Genomic DNA, 16,432 nt, shown 5'->3' with positions numbered 1-16,432 from the left:
TTAATCCTGAAACTCTTTCCAGTCAACACTTGTAAGTTATTCTCTTACATCGAACTCAGGTGATACGAACTGCTGGGTTAACAGTAGGAGAATTTATTGCCAATGTTTAAATATATGGTATGTATTATTTGTAGTATTGGCGATCGCTACGCTGACCTTCTGAATCGCCTAAGCTCCCATTAGAATCCTTAACACCCAGTTTAAATTTCTAGATTTGTAGAGATTAAAATCATGGCGCGATCGCATATCTCTTGACGGTTGACTAGTTTGGCTAACTCATGGGGTTCATAGCGTCCTTCCTCAACCTCTGAGGAGGCGCGATCAACTGCTTCTGTATAAGCTTCGGAAATTGCTAGGCGTAATTCATCGGTATTGAGGTATGTTCCGCCAGCTTTACGTCGCTGGTTTTTGGTTTGGATACCGCGTATAGAGTTGCGAATTGATAGCTCCCACGATTTCGTAGTGCGATTTTCTGCTTTTTGCTTGATTAGATGCATAAGCAGAATTACTGCATAGCTACGAATGTTGTTGATTTTATCGTCTCTGCTCATTTCTTCTAATTCGTCAACAATTGCCAAAGCTCCAGTCATATCACCTTTAAGTAGTAATTCCCTTAATGTCAAAAGTTCTTCCATATCTTTAGTGATGTGAGAATGGGATATATAGTAGTTATAGCATTAGTTACTATATCCATTAAGATAAGAGCCGATCGCTACACTGACCTTCAGATCGCCTATAATAACCTTTATACAACAGATGCGGCGATCGCAATTGACTTTTTTCGAGAATCTGCGTTAATCTTACAGCAATGTGTTTTAATCGTATTCTCAAACGACGGGGGCATTTTTGACAAAGCACGATATTACAGTGCTGGTTTTGCTATGGAGGATAAACATTCATGCTTTAAGTACATTGCGTTATATTCATGCTAATCCGGCTGCAGCAGGAATGAAACAAGGCTTTTTTTATGATTTTAGTAATTATGGAACTTATGAGCAGTTGACTGAGGATGGTTTGACACAATGGCATCCAGCTTTTTTGGAGTTAAGTAACTCTTTGGATGAATGTGCCAAACGCTACAAAGGCTTTTGCCAGCGATATAAACCACTAAAAAAGAAACAAGAAAAATGCAGTTGGGGTAGTCGGTCTTTGACGAGTTCACTGTATCATGTATCAGATAAGTAATTACTTCCGGTTCGCCTATTTTAAATTGAGTTAGAAAAAACTTGAACCATTTAACCCACATTCCGCTTTATTATTGACCTACAGCGATTTCCAATCATATAATCTACATCTTAGCCCCTCCCCGCAAGCGATGAGGGGGTTGGGGGTGGGGTTTTTGTTACGGGTTTGATGACAATTTGCTGTAATTTAGCACTAAGCCAAAATCAGCCTTATTATATCATAATAAATCTACAAAACACGCAACGGGAGACGAGTAACGCATGGGCAAGGTAGTTGGCATCGACTTGGGTACAACCAACTCAGTAGTCGCCGTCATGGAGGGTGGCAAGCCGGTGGTGATTGCCAATGCAGAAGGAATGCGAACAACCCCCTCCGTAGTTGGCTTTAGTAAAGAAGGTGAAAGGGTTGTAGGGCAAATGGCTAGACGGCAAACCGTCCTTAATCCCCAAAATACCTTTTTTGCGGTAAAACGCTTTATTGGGCGCAAATATGGGGAATTAAACCCGGATTCTAAGCGTGTTCCTTACACTATCCGTAAAGATGAAATTGGCAATATTAAAGTTGCTTGTCCTCGGCTGAATAAGGAATTTTCCCCGGAAGAAATTTCGGCCATGGTGTTGAAAAAATTAGCTGATGATGCTAGTCGTTATTTGGGTGAACCTGTTACCGGGGCTGTGATTACTGTTCCGGCTTATTTTAATGATTCTCAGCGTCAAGCTACCCGTGACGCAGGTAGAATTGCAGGTTTAGATGTTTTACGCATTCTCAATGAACCCACAGCCGCATCTTTGGCTTACGGATTAGATCGAGGTGATATGGAAACTATCCTCGTTTTTGACTTGGGTGGGGGAACTTTTGATGTATCCATTCTGGAAGTGGGGGACGGCGTATTTGAGGTTAAGGCTACTAGTGGAGATACTCAACTCGGTGGTAATGATTTTGATAGAAAAGTGGTTGATTGGTTGGCGGAACAGTTTTTAGAAGCAGAAGGGGTAGACCTAAGACGCGATCGCCAAGCGTTGCAAAGACTAATGGAAGCCGCAGAAAAGGCTAAAATAGAACTTTCGGCAGTCAGCGTCACTGATATTAATTTACCTTTTATTACTGCCACGGAGGATGGTCCAAAACACCTAGAAAGCCGCTTGACGCGATCGCAATTTGAAGGTTTATGTGTAGACTTGTTAGGTAGATTAAGAACACCAGTAAAGCGGGCATTAAAGGATGCCGGACTCTCTCCCGTAGATATTGAGGAAGTTGTTTTGGTCGGTGGTTCTACTAGGATGCCTATGGTAAAACAGCTAGTACAAGACTTAATTGGCATCGAACCCAGCGAAAACGTTAATCCTGATGAGGTTGTCGCTGTCGGTGCGGCTATTCAGGGCAGTATTCTCGCGGGTGAAACTAAGGATATCCTACTGTTAGATGTTACACCACTGTCTTTGGGTTTGGAAACTATTGGCGGTGTGATGAAAAAACTTATACCAAGGAATACAACGATCCCAGTGCGTCGTTCTGACATCTTTTCTACTTCCGAAAATAATCAAAACAGCGTAGAAATCAACGTGGTTCAGGGTGAAAGGGACATGGCCACAGATAACAAGTCTTTGGGACGGTTTAAACTTTATGGTATTCCCCCAGCACCAAGAGGTATTCCCCAAGTTCAAGTATCTTTTGATATTGATGCTAATGGTATTTTACAGGTAACAGCTTTAGATCGTACCACGGGCAGGGAACAAAGCATCACCATTCAAGGCGCTTCTACTTTAAGCGAGTCCGAAGTTAATAGAATGATTCAGGATGCTCAAAAATACGCCAATGTTGATAGACAACGGAAAGAACGAGTTGAAAAACGTACCCGATCTGAAGCTTTAATATTACAAGCAGAACGGCAATTACGCGAACTAGCGTTAGAAATGGGAATGCAATTCGCTCGTAACCGTCGTCAACGCATTGATAATATTTGTCGCAATTTACGGGAAAGTTTACAAGCTGATGAAGATCGGGGTATTGATCAGGCTTATGCTGATTTACAAGATGCTCTTTATGAACTGAATAGAGAAGTCCGTCAGTATTATGCTGAAGATGAAGATGATGATCTATTTGGCGCTATCCGTGACATCTTTGCTGGTGAAAAAGAACCGGAACGAGATGTTTACAGAGATAATTATCGGGAACGAAATTCATCTAACCGAGGTGTTAACAGAGATTATGGGAGAGAAAATCGTTCTCCCAATTATGAACGTCCCACCCGCACTAAACGTCCCAGCTACCAGGATAATTGGGATGATGATGATGATTGGCTATAAGGTAATTTTAGATTTTGGATTTTGGATTTTGGATTCAGTATCTTTGATCTAAAATCTAATTTTCAATATTTGTAGCGTCATTAATAAGTATAAGCACAACTGACAACTGACCACTGACAACTAACAACTAACTACTAACAACTGACAACTGACAACTGACAACTGACCACTAAACTAACAACTGACAACTAACAACTGACCACTAAACTAACATTTAAATAACAGATTATGCAAAATTTGCAAAATTTTCGGGATTATTACGAGATTTTAGGAGTTCCTAAAGATGCTTCCAGTGAAGAAATTAAAAAGGTTTATCGTCGTTTAGCTAGACAATATCATCCCGACCTCAATCCTGGCAATAAGGAAGCAGAGGAAAAATTTAAAACCATTGGTGAGGCTTATGAAATCCTCTCTGATTCTAGCAGGCGATCGCAATATGATCAATTTAGCCGCTATTGGCAACAAAACGGTTTTACAGGTAATAAACAAACTCCCAAGTCTAAAGGTTGGAATAACCGCACTAATGACCGTTCCAGTCAAGATGTAGACCCCAGCCAATTTAGCGATTTTGAAAGTTTTGTGAATCAGGTAATTGGTGTTAGCAACCGCAAAGAACCGAAAAGCAGTTCGGAAAATACCACCACTAGCGACCCCTTTCGCAGTCCTAGAACTAAAGTTGCATATACGGTTAATACTCCCCCTCGTGCTAACCGTCGAGATATTGAAGCTAGATTAACCTTACCTCTGGAGAAGGCTTATCAAGGTGGTAATGAAAGAATACGCTTAGAAGATGGGCGATCGCTCGAAGTGACTATGCCCCCAGCCATGGTGACAGGTCAAACTATTCGCCTCCGCAATCAAGGAATTAGTGGTGGTGATTTATACTTAAAAATCACCGTTGATCCTCATCCTTTGTTTAAGCTAGAAGGTGCTAATATTTTCTGTCAAGTACCTGTAACTCCCAGTGAAGCAACATTGGGCGGACAAGTTGAAGCACCCACCCTTGATGGTCCAGTGAAAATGACTATTCCCCCTGGTGTCAGGTCTGGACAAAGATTTCGTCTTGGTAATAAAGGCTACCCAGTTGAAAATGGTCAACGTGGTGATCAACTAGTGGAAATTCAGATAGTAACCCCAAAAAATATTAGTCCTCAAGAACGGGAACTTTATGAGAAATTAAGAGAAATAGAAACTTTTAAACCTCGTGCTGATTTAATTTAAGCCAAAAATTAAGCCAAAAAAACACACAGGATCATTAACCGCAGACAAATCAATGCTTCATATAAAAATGACATAAGTTACCCAACATTTCAATAGATAGGATTTGAAAGGACGAAGATTTAATTTTCACTAATGCTATTTTTGCGTGCAATTATTGTTTAAGTCAGATATCATGAGTTTTCTACCACTAGGTGCTGACAATTGATGATCAAGAATTAACCCTAGTGATCAACAACAGTGCTAGGCTTGACGGTATTTGGGACAATGGCACGATAAAATTCTATAACGATAAATTGCAATAAAGGTCTAAATGGCAGAAACACTATTTTTCAACGCTCTGCGGGAAGCTATTGACGAAGAAATGTCCCGCGACTCCAAAGTATTCGTTTTGGGTGAAGATGTAGGACACTACGGTGGTTCTTATAAAGTTACTAAAGATCTACACCAAAAGTATGGTGATTTGCGAGTTTTAGATACCCCTATTGCGGAAAATAGCTTTACTGGAATAGCTGTAGGGGCTGCTATGACCGGGTTACGTCCTATTATTGAAGGAATGAACATGGGCTTTCTGCTCCTGGCCTTCAACCAAATTTCTAATAATGCGGGTATGTTGCGCTATACTTCCGGTGGTAACTTTAAAATCCCTATGGTCATTCGTGGTCCTGGGGGTGTGGGGAGACAATTAGGTGCGGAACATTCCCAGCGTCTAGAGGCTTATTTTCAAGCTGTTCCTGGTTTAAAAATTGTGGCTTGTTCCACCCCTTACAATGCTAAAGGCTTACTGAAAGCAGCTATCCGCGATGATAACCCAGTGTTATTTTTTGAACACGTTTTACTTTATAATTTAAAAGAAGATTTACCAGAAACAGAATATGTCCTCCCCCTTGACCAGGCTGAAGTTGTCCGTAAAGGTAAGGATGTGACAATTTTAACTTATTCACGGATGCGATACCATGTTTTACAAGCTGTGAAATCTTTGGAAAAACAAGGTTATGATCCAGAAGTTATTGATTTAATTTCTCTCAAACCTCTCGATTTTAACACTATTGGCGCATCAATTCGCAAAACTCACCGCGTTATCGTTGTGGAGGAGTGTATGAGAACTGGGGGTATTGGTGCGGAATTAACCGCTTCTATTAATGACCGCTTATTTGATGAATTAGACGCTCCTGTATTGCGTCTTTCTTCCCAGGATATCCCCACTCCTTACAATGGTAATCTGGAACGCCTGACAATTGTTCAACCAGAGCAAATCATCGAAGCAGTCCAGAAAATGGTCGCTTTGCGAGTTTAGGTGACAGTTGACAGTTGTTTGATTACTTATGAACCACTGACCGCCGACTACTGACTACCCCAAACTTTTGCTCACAACCGACAAAAAGAGCGTTATTATAACCTTTGTCAGTTGTGAGTCATTGTATGCAAAAACAGCGATCGCTATTAGCATTAATTATAGTCTTGGTAATTGCCGCCATTACGGTAATTGTCAAAATTCCTGTACCCCTGGGATTAGATTTACGGGGTGGTTCTCAGCTTACCATTCAGGTGAAACCAACAGCGGAAATTCCCCAAATTACCGAAAGGGAATTGGAAGCTGTGAAAAAAGTGGTCGAAGGACGAATTAATGGTTTAGGTGTTTCTGAACCTGTAATTCAAACCGTGGGTACAGATAAAATTTTAGTACAATTACCTGGTGTCAATGACCCAGAACAAGCAGAACGAATATTAGGTGGTACAGCACAGTTAGAGTTCCGTATCCAAAAACCAAATACAGAAGCTCAACTTATAGCTTTACAGGTAATAAAAAACAACCTAAAAACCAAGCGGGAAGAGTTGAAAAAGACCAAAGATCAAGCTGCAATTAATACCAATAAACAAGAGTTCGATCAAAATAATCAAGCGGTAGCAGAATTGTTTGAAAGTACCAACCCACCTCTTACTGGTAAATATCTCCAGGATGCCTATGGACAGCCCACTCAAGGCAATAATTGGGACGTGGCCATCCGTTTTGATCAAAAGGGTGGTGAACTCTTTGCTGGGCTGACAAAAGACCTAGCGGGAACTGGTCGCAGTATCGGTATTTTCCTCGATAATGAACTGATTAGTTCACCTACTGTGGGAGTAGAATTTGCTGCTACTGGGATTACAGGCGGTTCTGCGGTAATTACAGGTCGTTTTCAAGCCCAAGAAGCGAATGATTTAGGGGTACAGTTGCGCGGTGGTGCATTACCCGTTCCCGTGGAAATTGCAGAAAGAAGAACGGTAGGCGCTACTCTAGGAAAAGATAGTATTCAAAGAAGTATCTATGCTGGTATTGGCGGTCTAACTTTAGTATTAATATTTATGGTATTGTACTACAGACTACCAGGAATGATCGCCAATATATCACTATTAATTTACTCCCTACTCACTTGGGCTGCTTTCTGTTTACTGAGTGTCACCCTCACCTTACCCGGAATTGCTGGTTTTATTCTCAGTATCGGTATGGCTGTTGATGCTAATGTCTTGATTTTTGAACGCACTAGGGAAGAATTACAAGCTGGTAAATCTCTGTATCGTTCTGTAGAATCCGGTTTTTACCGCGCTTTTTCTAGTATCTTAGATAGTAATGTTACTACCTGGATTGCTTGTGCTGCTTTATTTTGGTTGGGTTCAGGACTAGTAAAAGGCTTCGCGCTCACATTAGCTTTAGGTGTAGCGGTAAGTATGTTTACTGCAATTACTTGTAGTCGCACATTGATGTTTTTAGTTATTTCCATTCCCTCTTTGCGGAACAGCAAACTTTATGCTCCTAATGTGCCAGTAATAAATAAGACAGGAGTGGCACAATGAGATTAAATATTAACAAAGCACGGGGTACATGGTGGACTATTTCCTGCGTTATTATCCTCAGTGGAATTATTTCCATGGTGATATCTTCTTTAAATCCCAATATTAAAGCCCCTTTGCGTCCTAGTTTAGACTTTATTGGCGGTACAAGGTTGCAATTGGTGCGAGATTGTGGCAAAATTGGTAATTGTGACCAACCCATAGATATCAATGTTGTGCGAGAGGTGGCTAGATCTCAGGGTCTTGGTGATAGTAGTATCCAATTAATCTCGGAAAATGGCCAGGAAAATGGTATCACTATCCGCACGAAAACACTCGCAGCCGAAGAGCGTATCAATCTCCAAAATGCTCTCAGTGAAAAAATTGGCGCTTTCGACCCGCAAAAAAATCAAGATGACTCCGTTGGTGCAACTTTAGGAAAGGAGTTATTTACTTCCGGGGTCTTGGCTTTGATAGTTTCCTTTATAGGAATTACTATCTACATGGCTGTCAGATTTCAATGGGATTACGCTGTATTTGCCATTGTAGCCTTGTTTCACGACATTTTGATTACAACTGGGGTTTTCTCGATTTTAGGCTTGGTTTTCGGCGTTGAAGTAGATAGTCTGTTTATCGTGGCTTTGCTGACTATCACCGGTTTCTCTGTTAATGATACTGTTGTTATTTATGACCGGATTCGAGAAACGATTAAACTTCATCCTGAACAACCAATTGCTGATGTTGTTGATGATGCTGTTAACCAAACTTTAAGTAGGTCCATTAATACTACTTTAACAACTCTACTGACATTAACTGCTATCTTCTTCTTTGGTGGAGAAACACTGCATAATTTTTCTTTAGCCTTAATTGTGGGCTTTATTATGGGAGCTTATTCTAGCATTTTCATTGCTAGTACACTGCTGATCTGGTGGCGAGAACGTAGTCAAAATTACTCAGTCCAAACCCCTATCAGTTCCCCAGAAAGTTAAATAAACATCTCCAGAAAAGAATGTAGGAACAATTCATGAATTGTTCCTACAAGGGTTTGGGACCAAGCATATTTAATTTCTGGAGATGTCTAATTTATTGATCACTTGTTCCTAGTCGGAGAATGGGAACGAGATTAACGAGATTTTGTAGACACAAGCTATACCATTACCATTCCTATGGATAAACCTGAAGTACCATTTGAGGGGGAACAATTAGCCTTAGACCCTGATTTTGCTCAACAAATACACAAATTACATCTGCTAACAGTATATGGTAGATGGTTATTTGCTGGCTTTTTGTGGCTAACTATCGCGCCTTTTTGTTTGTGGGATTTACGGACAGAAATTTATTTATTGCAAGAATATTTTACCTGGGTAGGATTACGATACGCGCTGATTTTTCACCCTCTGTCTGCTCTTGGTTTAAGCTTGTGTATTGCTATGACAACTTCTGTGTTAGTCTGGCAAAGTCGTAATATCCTTTGGGGATTACCATTAAAAGAACAGGAACATTTACAAAAGCAAGTTTATCACATTCGTCAACAAGGATCTACACATCCTCTATGGAAGTGGGTTTGTAAGTGAGTAGGTAATAGGTAATAGGTAATAGGTAATAGGTAATAGGTAATAGCAATGAAAGGGAGTTTTTTAATTTTTAATTGAAATGTTGCATATACATATACAGCCTTAGTAATTTTCAGGAAAATATGTCATAACAGAAGCAAATATATTGTGATAATTGGATAATCATAGATGAAATATTCTCAAATTCAATTTAGTCAAAGTCTTGGTGATATTGATATTTGTCAACTTCAAGAATTGTTTGATATTGCTGCTTTTTGGGCAAAAGGACGAAATATAAAAGATTTGGCTATAGCTATTGCTAACAGTGAACCTGTTATTTCCGTGTGGGATAAAGAATTATTAATTGGCTTTGCTAGAGCAACCTCTGACGGCATCTATCGCGCTACAATTTGGGATGTTGTCATTCATCCAGATTATCAAGGTAATGGACTAGGGAGCAAGTTAATAGAAACAGTTTTAAATCATCCCCGAATGCAAAAAGTAGAGCGTGTATACTTAATGACTACTCACCAACAAAAATTTTATGAAAAGATTGGTTTTCAGGTGAATAAAACAACGACAATGGTTTTATAAAATATTGACAATTACCACCTACGCAAAATACCTCTCAAACTGTCTTGTCTTCCTGTTCTTTGCTCCTTTGTGGTTTATTATTCCCTAACTTATGCGTAAGTCCTCAGAATCTTGATAAATTAAACGATTTAAACCATGAATAATCATCCTTATGCCTGGATAAACGAATCTCTGTCCACTATTCACCAGGCTGACTGGTATCGTTCCGTAGAAACTATTCACAGCCGTCCTGGTGCAACAGTGTTATTATCTGGGCGAGAGGTGATTAATTTTGCTAGTAATGATTACTTAGGACTGGCAGGTGATCAACGTTTACAAAGAGCCGCTATTAATGCTATTCAAGAATTTGGCACTGGTAGTACAGGTTCTAGATTACTCAGTGGCCATCGAGAATTACACAGAGAATTAGAACGGGAAATAGCATCTAGCAAACAAACCCAAGACGCATTAGTATTTAGCTCCGGTTATTTGGCAAATCTAGGTACAATTGCGGCTATAGTCGGTAAAAGAGACTTAATTTTAGCTGATCAATTTAACCATTCCAGCCTCAAAAAAGGGGCAATTCTCAGCGGTGCAACGGTGATGGAATATCCGCACAGTGGGATGGCAGCACTATTGCAAAATTTACAGCAATATCGAAAAAATTACCGACGCTGTTTAATAGTTACTGATAGCGTTTTTAGCATGGATGGTGATTTATGTCAATTACCCCAACTACTAGATTTAGCGACAGAATTTAGTTGTATGCTACTGCTAGATGAAGCTCATGCTACGGGAGTCATGGGTAAAACTGGTGCTGGGTGTGTAGAACATTTCGGATGTATAGGTAGAGAATTAATTCAAATTGGCACATTAAGTAAAGCTTTGGGGAGTTTGGGCGGATATGTAGCCGGTAGCAGCGCCCTAATTGACTTTTTACGCAATCGCGCCCCTAGTTGGATTTATACCACTGCCCTTTCTCCCGCAGACACAGCCGCAGCCTTAGCGGCCATAAAAATAGTCCAACAAGAACCGCAAAGGCGATCGCAATTGTGGCAAAATGTCAACTATTTAAAACAATTAATTGAAGATAATTTACCTAACTTAAAACTATTACCAACGGCATCAGCGATATTATGTTTTCAATTACCCAATGCAGCCGCAGCATTAACAGCAGGAAAGCTAATGCAAGCATCAGGAATTTTTGCCCCAGCCATTCGTCCTCCCACAGTGGGTACAAGTCGGATTAGAATATCTATGATGGCTACCCATGAGTTAGCACATATTCAGAAATTGGTGGAAGTGATCAAAACTATTGAATATTTCTAAATCCTAAAAGGACTTTTTCTAGTAACTTACGTTTTTTGAACTAAGTAGGTGAACGGAAAAAACCGACATAAGTAACGAAAAGTAAAGAAATTGGCAAGGAATTGGTGCTATAAAAACTTGCCAAGAAAATATTATTAAAAATTTTTAGTCATTCACTAATTCATCTCGCCATTTTTCCCGTTTTTCTCTCTCTTCACGCACTTCTTCCTCCCTTTCCTTTTCTCTTGGTAATAACCAAGTTTCATGGTTTAGAGGTTTTTGTCGTTCCAAATGGTTAATAAACTGGATAATTGACAAATCGGCTTTGATAGGATTTTTTAAATAAAACCGCATATTTTGTAATATCTGATCATGATTTTTAAGTAAGCGATCGCTCATGCTTTTCCCTACCCATAGTATCAATTTATTAATCAACTTTCCGAACATACCTTTACGTTTTTTGCACATTAATAAAGTTTGTCCTTGAGTTTTTCCTCCTGATAAGATCCGAGTGGTAAATATTATGTGCAGATGGGTGAAATCATTACCAAAGGAAATTATACTAGTTGTTCCATACCAATAACAAATACTGTAATTTAGAGAACTATTAAAAAACTTACGGTAGAGTTTTAACCAAAATGACTTACTAGTAATATTGGTAATTGTACTAAAAATAATTGCATTTTGATTGAGTTCTTGTTTCTCCAAAACTATTTTTAATGGCAATTTATAAACTATACTAATTCGTTGTGTATCAATACCCTGGAGAAGTAGCACATTAGGATGACAATTAATATTAAATTCCCCACCAATAACAAAATCAAATTCCTGATTTTCCCAATCTAAAACAAATGGTAAGGGTTGTTGTGGAGTTTCCCCAGTCCATACCCAAATTATGCCATATTGTTCCGCTACTGGCCAAGTTTTGGCTTTGACAGCTATGGGTTCATCTAAATTGGGAACATCAACACAAATACCTTCAGCATCAAATTTCCACCGATGTAAAACACAGCGTAATTCATTACCCTCCATTTTACCTTCAACTAAACTTGCACCCATGTGAGGACAGTAAGCATCTAAAATAATTGTGCGTCTGTCTTGACCACGATATACTACTAAATCTCTCCCCAAAATTGTCACGGCTTTGACCTCACCCACCAATAAAGATTGAGAAGGTAATACCCAATACCAACCTTCGACAAAACTGGCTGATTGATTGAAAATTTTAGGTTTACGAACTGAGTTAAAATTATCTATATTCGTCTTCATGTTTAGGGTTTTACTTGCAGTGAAGCAGTTAGTCTATACCTATCATGAACAACCCCAAAAAACAGTTATCTTGAGTACCATCACAGAATGAATTGACAATTAACCAAAACCTAGACAACTGGCATAATATCTGATACAATAATCAGATCATGTCCGGTTGAACACTTATCATATCTGTTGAGGCTGGTAATAGGTAATTGGGAAAAGGCTATAATTTCCAGAAGTTTCCCGACACTTCAATCATTATTTTTCAGATACTAAATGTATAAATATGTTACAAGTTATTTATTCTGATCAGTTTTTAGACCACAAAACTGGAATCTACCACCCAGAAAAACCAGCCCGGTTAACAGCCATAGTTGATGCTTTAAAAACTGCGAGTTTTGCGGAAAAGATTACCTGGAAACTACCTACACCAGTTATATCAAAACCCTCTTTAATGTCTTGCATAGAAAGTGTTCATTCCACAACTTATATTAACAAAGTTAAAAATATCGCTGCTAACGGTGGTGGTTATTTAGACAGAGATACCCCCGTCTCTCCCCGTAGTTATGATGTCGCTTTGTTAGCCGTCAGTGCTTGGTTGGATGCAGTTGATATAGTTCTTAATACAGCAGATCCCGCTTTTGTCTTAGCGCGTCCACCTGGACATCATGCGGTCAGTGATACGGGTATGGGGTTTTGTTTATTTTCTAATGCTGCAATTGCAGCCTTTTACGCTTTACAACAACCAGGAATTAAGCGTGTTGCTATCCTAGATTGGGACGTACATCACGGTAATGGTACGGAAGCAATAGTCGAAACTCACCCACAAATTGCTTATATTTCCCTTCACCAATATCCAGCTTATCCCGGTACAGGGGATGCTTCTCAACAAGGTTTACACAATAATGTGTTAAATTTACCTATTTCTCCTGGTAGTGATATTACTGTCTATCAACCCCTATGGGAAAACCATATATTACCATTTTTAAATAATTTTTCCCCAGATTTACTGATTGTCAGCGCTGGTTATGATGCTAATGCTAATGATCCTTTAGCAAGTGTGAATTTACAACCAGAGGATTTTAGTTTATTTACAGAATATTGTTTGAGTATAACCAGAAAAATCATGTTTGGTTTAGAAGGAGGTTATGATTTACCAAGTCTTGCTAAATCAGTAATTGCTACTATTCAAACCTGTATTAGTTAGTCTTTTTTAGTAACTCCATATTCCACTAAATTTAAGACTTCACTACCTAGAGAATAACAATGTGTAAATATAGGAATAATATTTGATTTTTGATAGCTTGCGTGGCGTAGCCATACAAGACTCAGTAGGTATCAATTCTCTCTTTCTTCCTGTGTTCCCTGTTCCCTGTTCCCTGTTCCCTGTTCCCTGACCACACAAATAAATTCACAGAATCAAACCGGATTCCTATAGTTAAAAATTATCAAAATTATCAAATCTTTCGTAATAAAACTTTGTCATCATGTCATGAAAGAGCTAAAGTTTTGTTAAGATATAATTACTGGGAATTTCATAAAAAGTACCAGTAGCTATCTAAAGTTCAGAAGGTGAACAAATGACCACCTATATTTTTTTTGACCAAGCACTCCAGATGCTAACCACTGCTTTTTTCGCATCAATAATTATACTAACGACATTTTCTAGTATAGGTTTAGCAGTGATTGAAACAATTGAAAAAACGCGAGACAGCTAAAAATACGCTTCAAACTAGGGACAGGTGTGAAAAGTCTGATAGTATTTAGTTTCATAGCCGAAATCTGATCTACAACCTGTCACCATAAACATAATCATCTGCGTTTATCTGCGTTTATCTGCATTTATCTGCGTTTAATTCTGAATTTTTGTACCTCACCAGAAAGTAATTTCATTTTTGAAACCCACCCAGGTGGGTTTTGTCTATTGAGAAGTGTTTTCTAACCCCTAACTGAGATTCTCACAGACAGATAACGAGAAATTCATAGCACCATAGAACTAAACAGAAACTAAGCGACGCAAAGACTCAGCCCGACGTTTAGCAACGGCGTTATTAGGTGCTAATTTGAGAGTAGCTTCATACATTTCTAAAGCTTGAGCATTCAATTTTTTCTTTTCATAAGCGTGTCCGAGATTATTTAGGGCTGATATATAATCTGGGTTCAATTTGATAGCTTCTTTATACTGACGAATTGCTAAATCATATTGTTCTTGAGCAAAATAAACATATCCCAAGCCGTTGTAAATAGGAGCGATAGATTCTTCTCCCTCTTCTTCGGCTGCTTTTAGAGCTTTTTGAAATAGGACTATGGCTTGGCTAAATACTTTTTTTTCTGAATAAATACTAGCTAATTCATAATATTCTTGAGCCGTGCCTTTTTCTTTAGTTAATTTGTTTTTTAACTTGTTCAGGGAGCTTTCAAGTTTCCGAGTTTTGAATACTTGACGAAAAACACTCACACCAGCAAATGCGAGTAAACCAACAAAAGTTGAAAGATAAATGATGACTAAATTGTTATCCATTTTCTACAAATACTGATTAAATTAAAATGTGTTAGGTCATAGATATCCGACTTCTTGAAGAAGTTAGGGATCTTAATTGATTAATTACTACAATCCCCAATATTCTATCCTTTCTTTGAGCCAACCTGTAACTGTATAACGGGCAATGGCTTCATTCACTTTACGTCTTAATTCATCATATTGCAATCCTTTGGGCATAACTACAGATAATGGTTCTGCTGATAATTTAGTTGCTAGTATATGATATTGAGGATATGCTTGCACCCAACCACTAAGAACGCTAAAATCCGCAGCAAAACCATCTACTTGATTATTTTCTATTTTTTCCCACCCTTGTCCGTAGGAATTGACAGCAACTAATTGAGCAGATGGTGTAAAATATTTTAAGTAAGAAATAGTGCTAGAGTGGTTAAGAACTGCTATTTTCCGGTTTCCTACATCTTTTAATTCTTGAATAAATGTATTTTTTGTAACTATTCCCCCACTATCATAATAGTAGGGAACACTGAAGCTAACAATGCGAGAACGTGATGCTGTTGCTGTCACCCCAGCGACAGCTAAATCAACTTGCTGATTAAATACTACAGGTAAGCGATCGCTATTAGCTACTGGTTGCAATTTCACAGCATCGGCTTTCCCTAATAAATCACTGGCTAAACGTTTGGCTAAATCAATTTCTAACCCCTGTAAATTGCCTTGATTATCCCTAAAACCTAGAGGACGGAGGTTATCCTTAACTGCTAGATTTAGATAGCCTCGCTGCTGAATTTCCGCCATTGTTCCCGCAGATACAGTCAAGTCGCCACCTAAAAAAAATAGGCACACAATCCATAACAAGGTAGCGGATAATACCAGATGTAACTTCTTCATCATTGCCCAGGGTTTTACTCCAATTAAAAACTGCAAAAAACTTCTTAATTTTTAATTTTCAATTTTCCGAGGTGGCCATTTGTTACATCCGTTATTCATCCGTTGCCACCTTTATCCGTTAACCGATTGTGCCAATTCTGCAATTTTAGCAAAACTTGCCGGATCAAGAATTGCCAATTGCGCCAACATTTTGCGGTTTAGTTCCACATTGGCCTTTTTCAAATTTCCAATTAAACGGCTGTAGCTTAAACCGTGTTGTCTGGAAGCCGCATTAATACGTGCTATCCACAGACGACGAAAATCACGCTTTTTCTTTTTGCGATCGCGGTAAGCGCTTCTTAGCGCCTTCATTACCTGTTGATTAGCAGTTCTAAACAAAGTGGAATGAGAACCACGAAAACCTTTAGCTAATTTGAGAATTTTATTGCGGCGTTTACGAGCTACATTACCGCGTTTTACCCGAGTCATATCTTATTACCTGTGTTTTTTTACAAATATGGAAGCATTAAGCGCACATTTTCTTCGTCCCGTTCATGAACAACGGCCATTTTTGACATATTGCTCTTTTTGCTAGAAGATTTATGTTCTAATAAGTGGTTTTTGAAAGGTTTACGGCGGACAATTTTACCGCTACCAGTGGCGCGGAATCTCTTGGCCGCAGCCTTGCGAGTCTTTAGTTTAGGCATGAGATGGCTTTAATTCAACACAATCTACTATTATATACGAGAAAAGCCAAATTGTATGTCCCATTGGCAATATCGGCAAGGATTCCCAAAATATTCTACTTCAGGACTTGACAAGGCAAAAATTTTAGTTTACACTAATGTTATTAT

General features: G+C 38.8%; 16 protein-coding genes. 10 read left to right on the top strand and 6 right to left on the bottom strand.

Features of this window, described 5'->3' with window-relative positions:
- Positions 1-200: 200 nt before the first annotated feature.
- The gene (locus ACIR131C_RS0114110; protein WP_028085505.1) at positions 201-635 is read right to left on the bottom strand and encodes a DUF29 family protein; all 435 of its coding nucleotides are present in this window, start codon (positions 633-635) and stop codon (positions 201-203) included.
- 211 nt (positions 636-846) lie between these two features.
- On the opposite strand from ACIR131C_RS0114110, the gene ACIR131C_RS22755 reads away from it, so the two are divergent.
- The 9 genes from ACIR131C_RS22755 (at position 847) to bioF (ending at position 10,975) form a co-directional block, all read left to right on the top strand.
- Positions 847-1,185 carry a hypothetical protein gene (locus ACIR131C_RS22755; RefSeq protein WP_231395465.1) on the top strand — a complete coding sequence of 113 codons (339 nt, stop codon included), beginning with the start codon at positions 847-849 and terminating at the stop codon, positions 1,183-1,185.
- Between the two features lie 260 nt (positions 1,186-1,445).
- Positions 1,446-3,491, top strand: a complete 2,046-nt coding sequence (gene dnaK / locus ACIR131C_RS0114100) for a molecular chaperone DnaK (RefSeq protein ID WP_028090722.1) — start codon at positions 1,446-1,448, stop codon at positions 3,489-3,491.
- 228 nt (positions 3,492-3,719) lie between these two features.
- A complete protein-coding gene (locus ACIR131C_RS0114095; RefSeq protein ID WP_028090721.1) occupies positions 3,720-4,712 on the top strand; it encodes a DnaJ C-terminal domain-containing protein in 993 nt (330 codons plus the stop codon).
- A gap of 310 nt (positions 4,713-5,022) precedes the next feature.
- Complete coding sequence (locus tag ACIR131C_RS0114090; protein WP_028085510.1) at positions 5,023-6,006, top strand: alpha-ketoacid dehydrogenase subunit beta; 984 nt, start codon at positions 5,023-5,025, stop codon at positions 6,004-6,006.
- Between the two features lie 125 nt (positions 6,007-6,131).
- Positions 6,132-7,544, top strand: coding sequence for a protein translocase subunit SecD (secD, locus tag ACIR131C_RS0114085; protein WP_028090720.1), 1,413 nt, complete (start codon positions 6,132-6,134; stop codon positions 7,542-7,544).
- Entirely contained in the window at positions 7,541-8,509 is a 969-nt protein-coding gene (gene secF, locus ACIR131C_RS0114080) for a protein translocase subunit SecF (protein WP_028090719.1), read from the top strand. The genes secD and secF overlap by 4 nt, the downstream gene beginning before the upstream one ends.
- 177 nt (positions 8,510-8,686) lie before the next feature.
- Positions 8,687-9,094 carry a hypothetical protein gene (locus tag ACIR131C_RS0114075; RefSeq protein ID WP_028090718.1) on the top strand — a complete coding sequence of 136 codons (408 nt, stop codon included), beginning with the start codon at positions 8,687-8,689 and terminating at the stop codon, positions 9,092-9,094.
- Between the two features lie 168 nt (positions 9,095-9,262).
- Positions 9,263-9,667: a GNAT family N-acetyltransferase gene (locus ACIR131C_RS0114070; protein WP_028090717.1), complete on the top strand. Its 405-nt coding sequence runs from the start codon at positions 9,263-9,265 to the stop codon at positions 9,665-9,667.
- A 135-nt stretch (positions 9,668-9,802) separates the two neighbouring features.
- Positions 9,803-10,975 carry an 8-amino-7-oxononanoate synthase gene (gene bioF, locus ACIR131C_RS0114065; RefSeq protein WP_028090716.1) on the top strand — a complete coding sequence of 391 codons (1,173 nt, stop codon included), beginning with the start codon at positions 9,803-9,805 and terminating at the stop codon, positions 10,973-10,975.
- Positions 10,976-11,119: 144 nt separating this feature from the next.
- Here bioF and ACIR131C_RS0114060 read toward each other — a convergent pair whose 3' ends face one another.
- Positions 11,120-12,223: an aromatic ring-hydroxylating oxygenase subunit alpha gene (locus ACIR131C_RS0114060; RefSeq protein ID WP_028090715.1), complete on the bottom strand. Its 1,104-nt coding sequence runs from the start codon at positions 12,221-12,223 to the stop codon at positions 11,120-11,122.
- Between the two features lie 271 nt (positions 12,224-12,494).
- Between ACIR131C_RS0114060 and ACIR131C_RS0114050 the strand changes: the two genes are divergently transcribed.
- Positions 12,495-13,415, top strand: a complete 921-nt coding sequence (locus ACIR131C_RS0114050; RefSeq protein WP_028090714.1) for a histone deacetylase family protein — start codon at positions 12,495-12,497, stop codon at positions 13,413-13,415.
- Between the two features lie 789 nt (positions 13,416-14,204).
- Here the strand turns inward: ACIR131C_RS0114050 and ACIR131C_RS0114045 are convergent.
- The 4 genes from ACIR131C_RS0114045 to rpmI all read right to left on the bottom strand — a co-directional run bounded on the left by ACIR131C_RS0114045 (position 14,205) and on the right by rpmI (position 16,285).
- Complete coding sequence (locus ACIR131C_RS0114045; protein WP_028090713.1) at positions 14,205-14,729, bottom strand: tetratricopeptide repeat protein; 525 nt, start codon at positions 14,727-14,729, stop codon at positions 14,205-14,207.
- Positions 14,730-14,816: 87 nt separating this feature from the next.
- Positions 14,817-15,602: a transporter substrate-binding domain-containing protein gene (locus ACIR131C_RS0114040; RefSeq protein ID WP_035372112.1), complete on the bottom strand. Its 786-nt coding sequence runs from the start codon at positions 15,600-15,602 to the stop codon at positions 14,817-14,819.
- Positions 15,603-15,710: 108 nt separating this feature from the next.
- Positions 15,711-16,067 (bottom strand): 50S ribosomal protein L20, encoded by a 357-nt coding sequence (gene rplT, locus ACIR131C_RS0114035; RefSeq protein ID WP_028090711.1) that lies wholly within the window; start codon positions 16,065-16,067, stop codon positions 15,711-15,713.
- Between the two features lie 20 nt (positions 16,068-16,087).
- Positions 16,088-16,285 (bottom strand): 50S ribosomal protein L35, encoded by a 198-nt coding sequence (rpmI, locus tag ACIR131C_RS0114030; protein ID WP_028090710.1) that lies wholly within the window; start codon positions 16,283-16,285, stop codon positions 16,088-16,090.
- Positions 16,286-16,432: the final 147 nt, after the last annotated feature.

Origin of the sequence: Dolichospermum circinale AWQC131C, from assembly GCF_000426905.1 — a bacterium.
Lineage (GTDB): Bacteria > Cyanobacteriota > Cyanobacteriia > Cyanobacteriales > Nostocaceae > Dolichospermum > Dolichospermum circinale.
The sequence above is the reverse complement of the archived record's forward strand: the minus strand, read 5'-3'. Positions and strand labels throughout refer to the sequence as shown.

What these genes read in the sequence shown, in the direction of transcription:
- ACIR131C_RS0114110 (WP_028085505.1), bottom strand. Translation starts at nt 635, where the DNA reads ATGGAAGAACTTTTGACATTAAGGGAATTACTACTTAAAGGTGATATG.
- dnaK (WP_028090722.1), top strand. Translation starts at nt 1,446, where the DNA reads ATGGGCAAGGTAGTTGGCATCGACTTGGGTACAACCAACTCAGTAGTC.
- ACIR131C_RS0114095 (WP_028090721.1), top strand. Translation starts at nt 3,720, where the DNA reads ATGCAAAATTTGCAAAATTTTCGGGATTATTACGAGATTTTAGGAGTT.
- ACIR131C_RS0114090 (WP_028085510.1), top strand. Translation starts at nt 5,023, where the DNA reads ATGGCAGAAACACTATTTTTCAACGCTCTGCGGGAAGCTATTGACGAA.
- secD (WP_028090720.1), top strand. Translation starts at nt 6,132, where the DNA reads ATGCAAAAACAGCGATCGCTATTAGCATTAATTATAGTCTTGGTAATT.
- secF (WP_028090719.1), top strand. Translation starts at nt 7,541, where the DNA reads ATGAGATTAAATATTAACAAAGCACGGGGTACATGGTGGACTATTTCC.
- ACIR131C_RS0114075 (WP_028090718.1), top strand. Translation starts at nt 8,687, where the DNA reads ATGGATAAACCTGAAGTACCATTTGAGGGGGAACAATTAGCCTTAGAC.
- ACIR131C_RS0114070 (WP_028090717.1), top strand. Translation starts at nt 9,263, where the DNA reads ATGAAATATTCTCAAATTCAATTTAGTCAAAGTCTTGGTGATATTGAT.
- bioF (WP_028090716.1), top strand. Translation starts at nt 9,803, where the DNA reads ATGAATAATCATCCTTATGCCTGGATAAACGAATCTCTGTCCACTATT.
- ACIR131C_RS0114060 (WP_028090715.1), bottom strand. Translation starts at nt 12,223, where the DNA reads ATGAAGACGAATATAGATAATTTTAACTCAGTTCGTAAACCTAAAATT.
- ACIR131C_RS0114050 (WP_028090714.1), top strand. Translation starts at nt 12,495, where the DNA reads ATGTTACAAGTTATTTATTCTGATCAGTTTTTAGACCACAAAACTGGA.
- ACIR131C_RS0114045 (WP_028090713.1), bottom strand. Translation starts at nt 14,729, where the DNA reads ATGGATAACAATTTAGTCATCATTTATCTTTCAACTTTTGTTGGTTTA.
- ACIR131C_RS0114040 (WP_035372112.1), bottom strand. Translation starts at nt 15,602, where the DNA reads ATGATGAAGAAGTTACATCTGGTATTATCCGCTACCTTGTTATGGATT.
- rplT (WP_028090711.1), bottom strand. Translation starts at nt 16,067, where the DNA reads ATGACTCGGGTAAAACGCGGTAATGTAGCTCGTAAACGCCGCAATAAA.
- rpmI (WP_028090710.1), bottom strand. Translation starts at nt 16,285, where the DNA reads ATGCCTAAACTAAAGACTCGCAAGGCTGCGGCCAAGAGATTCCGCGCC.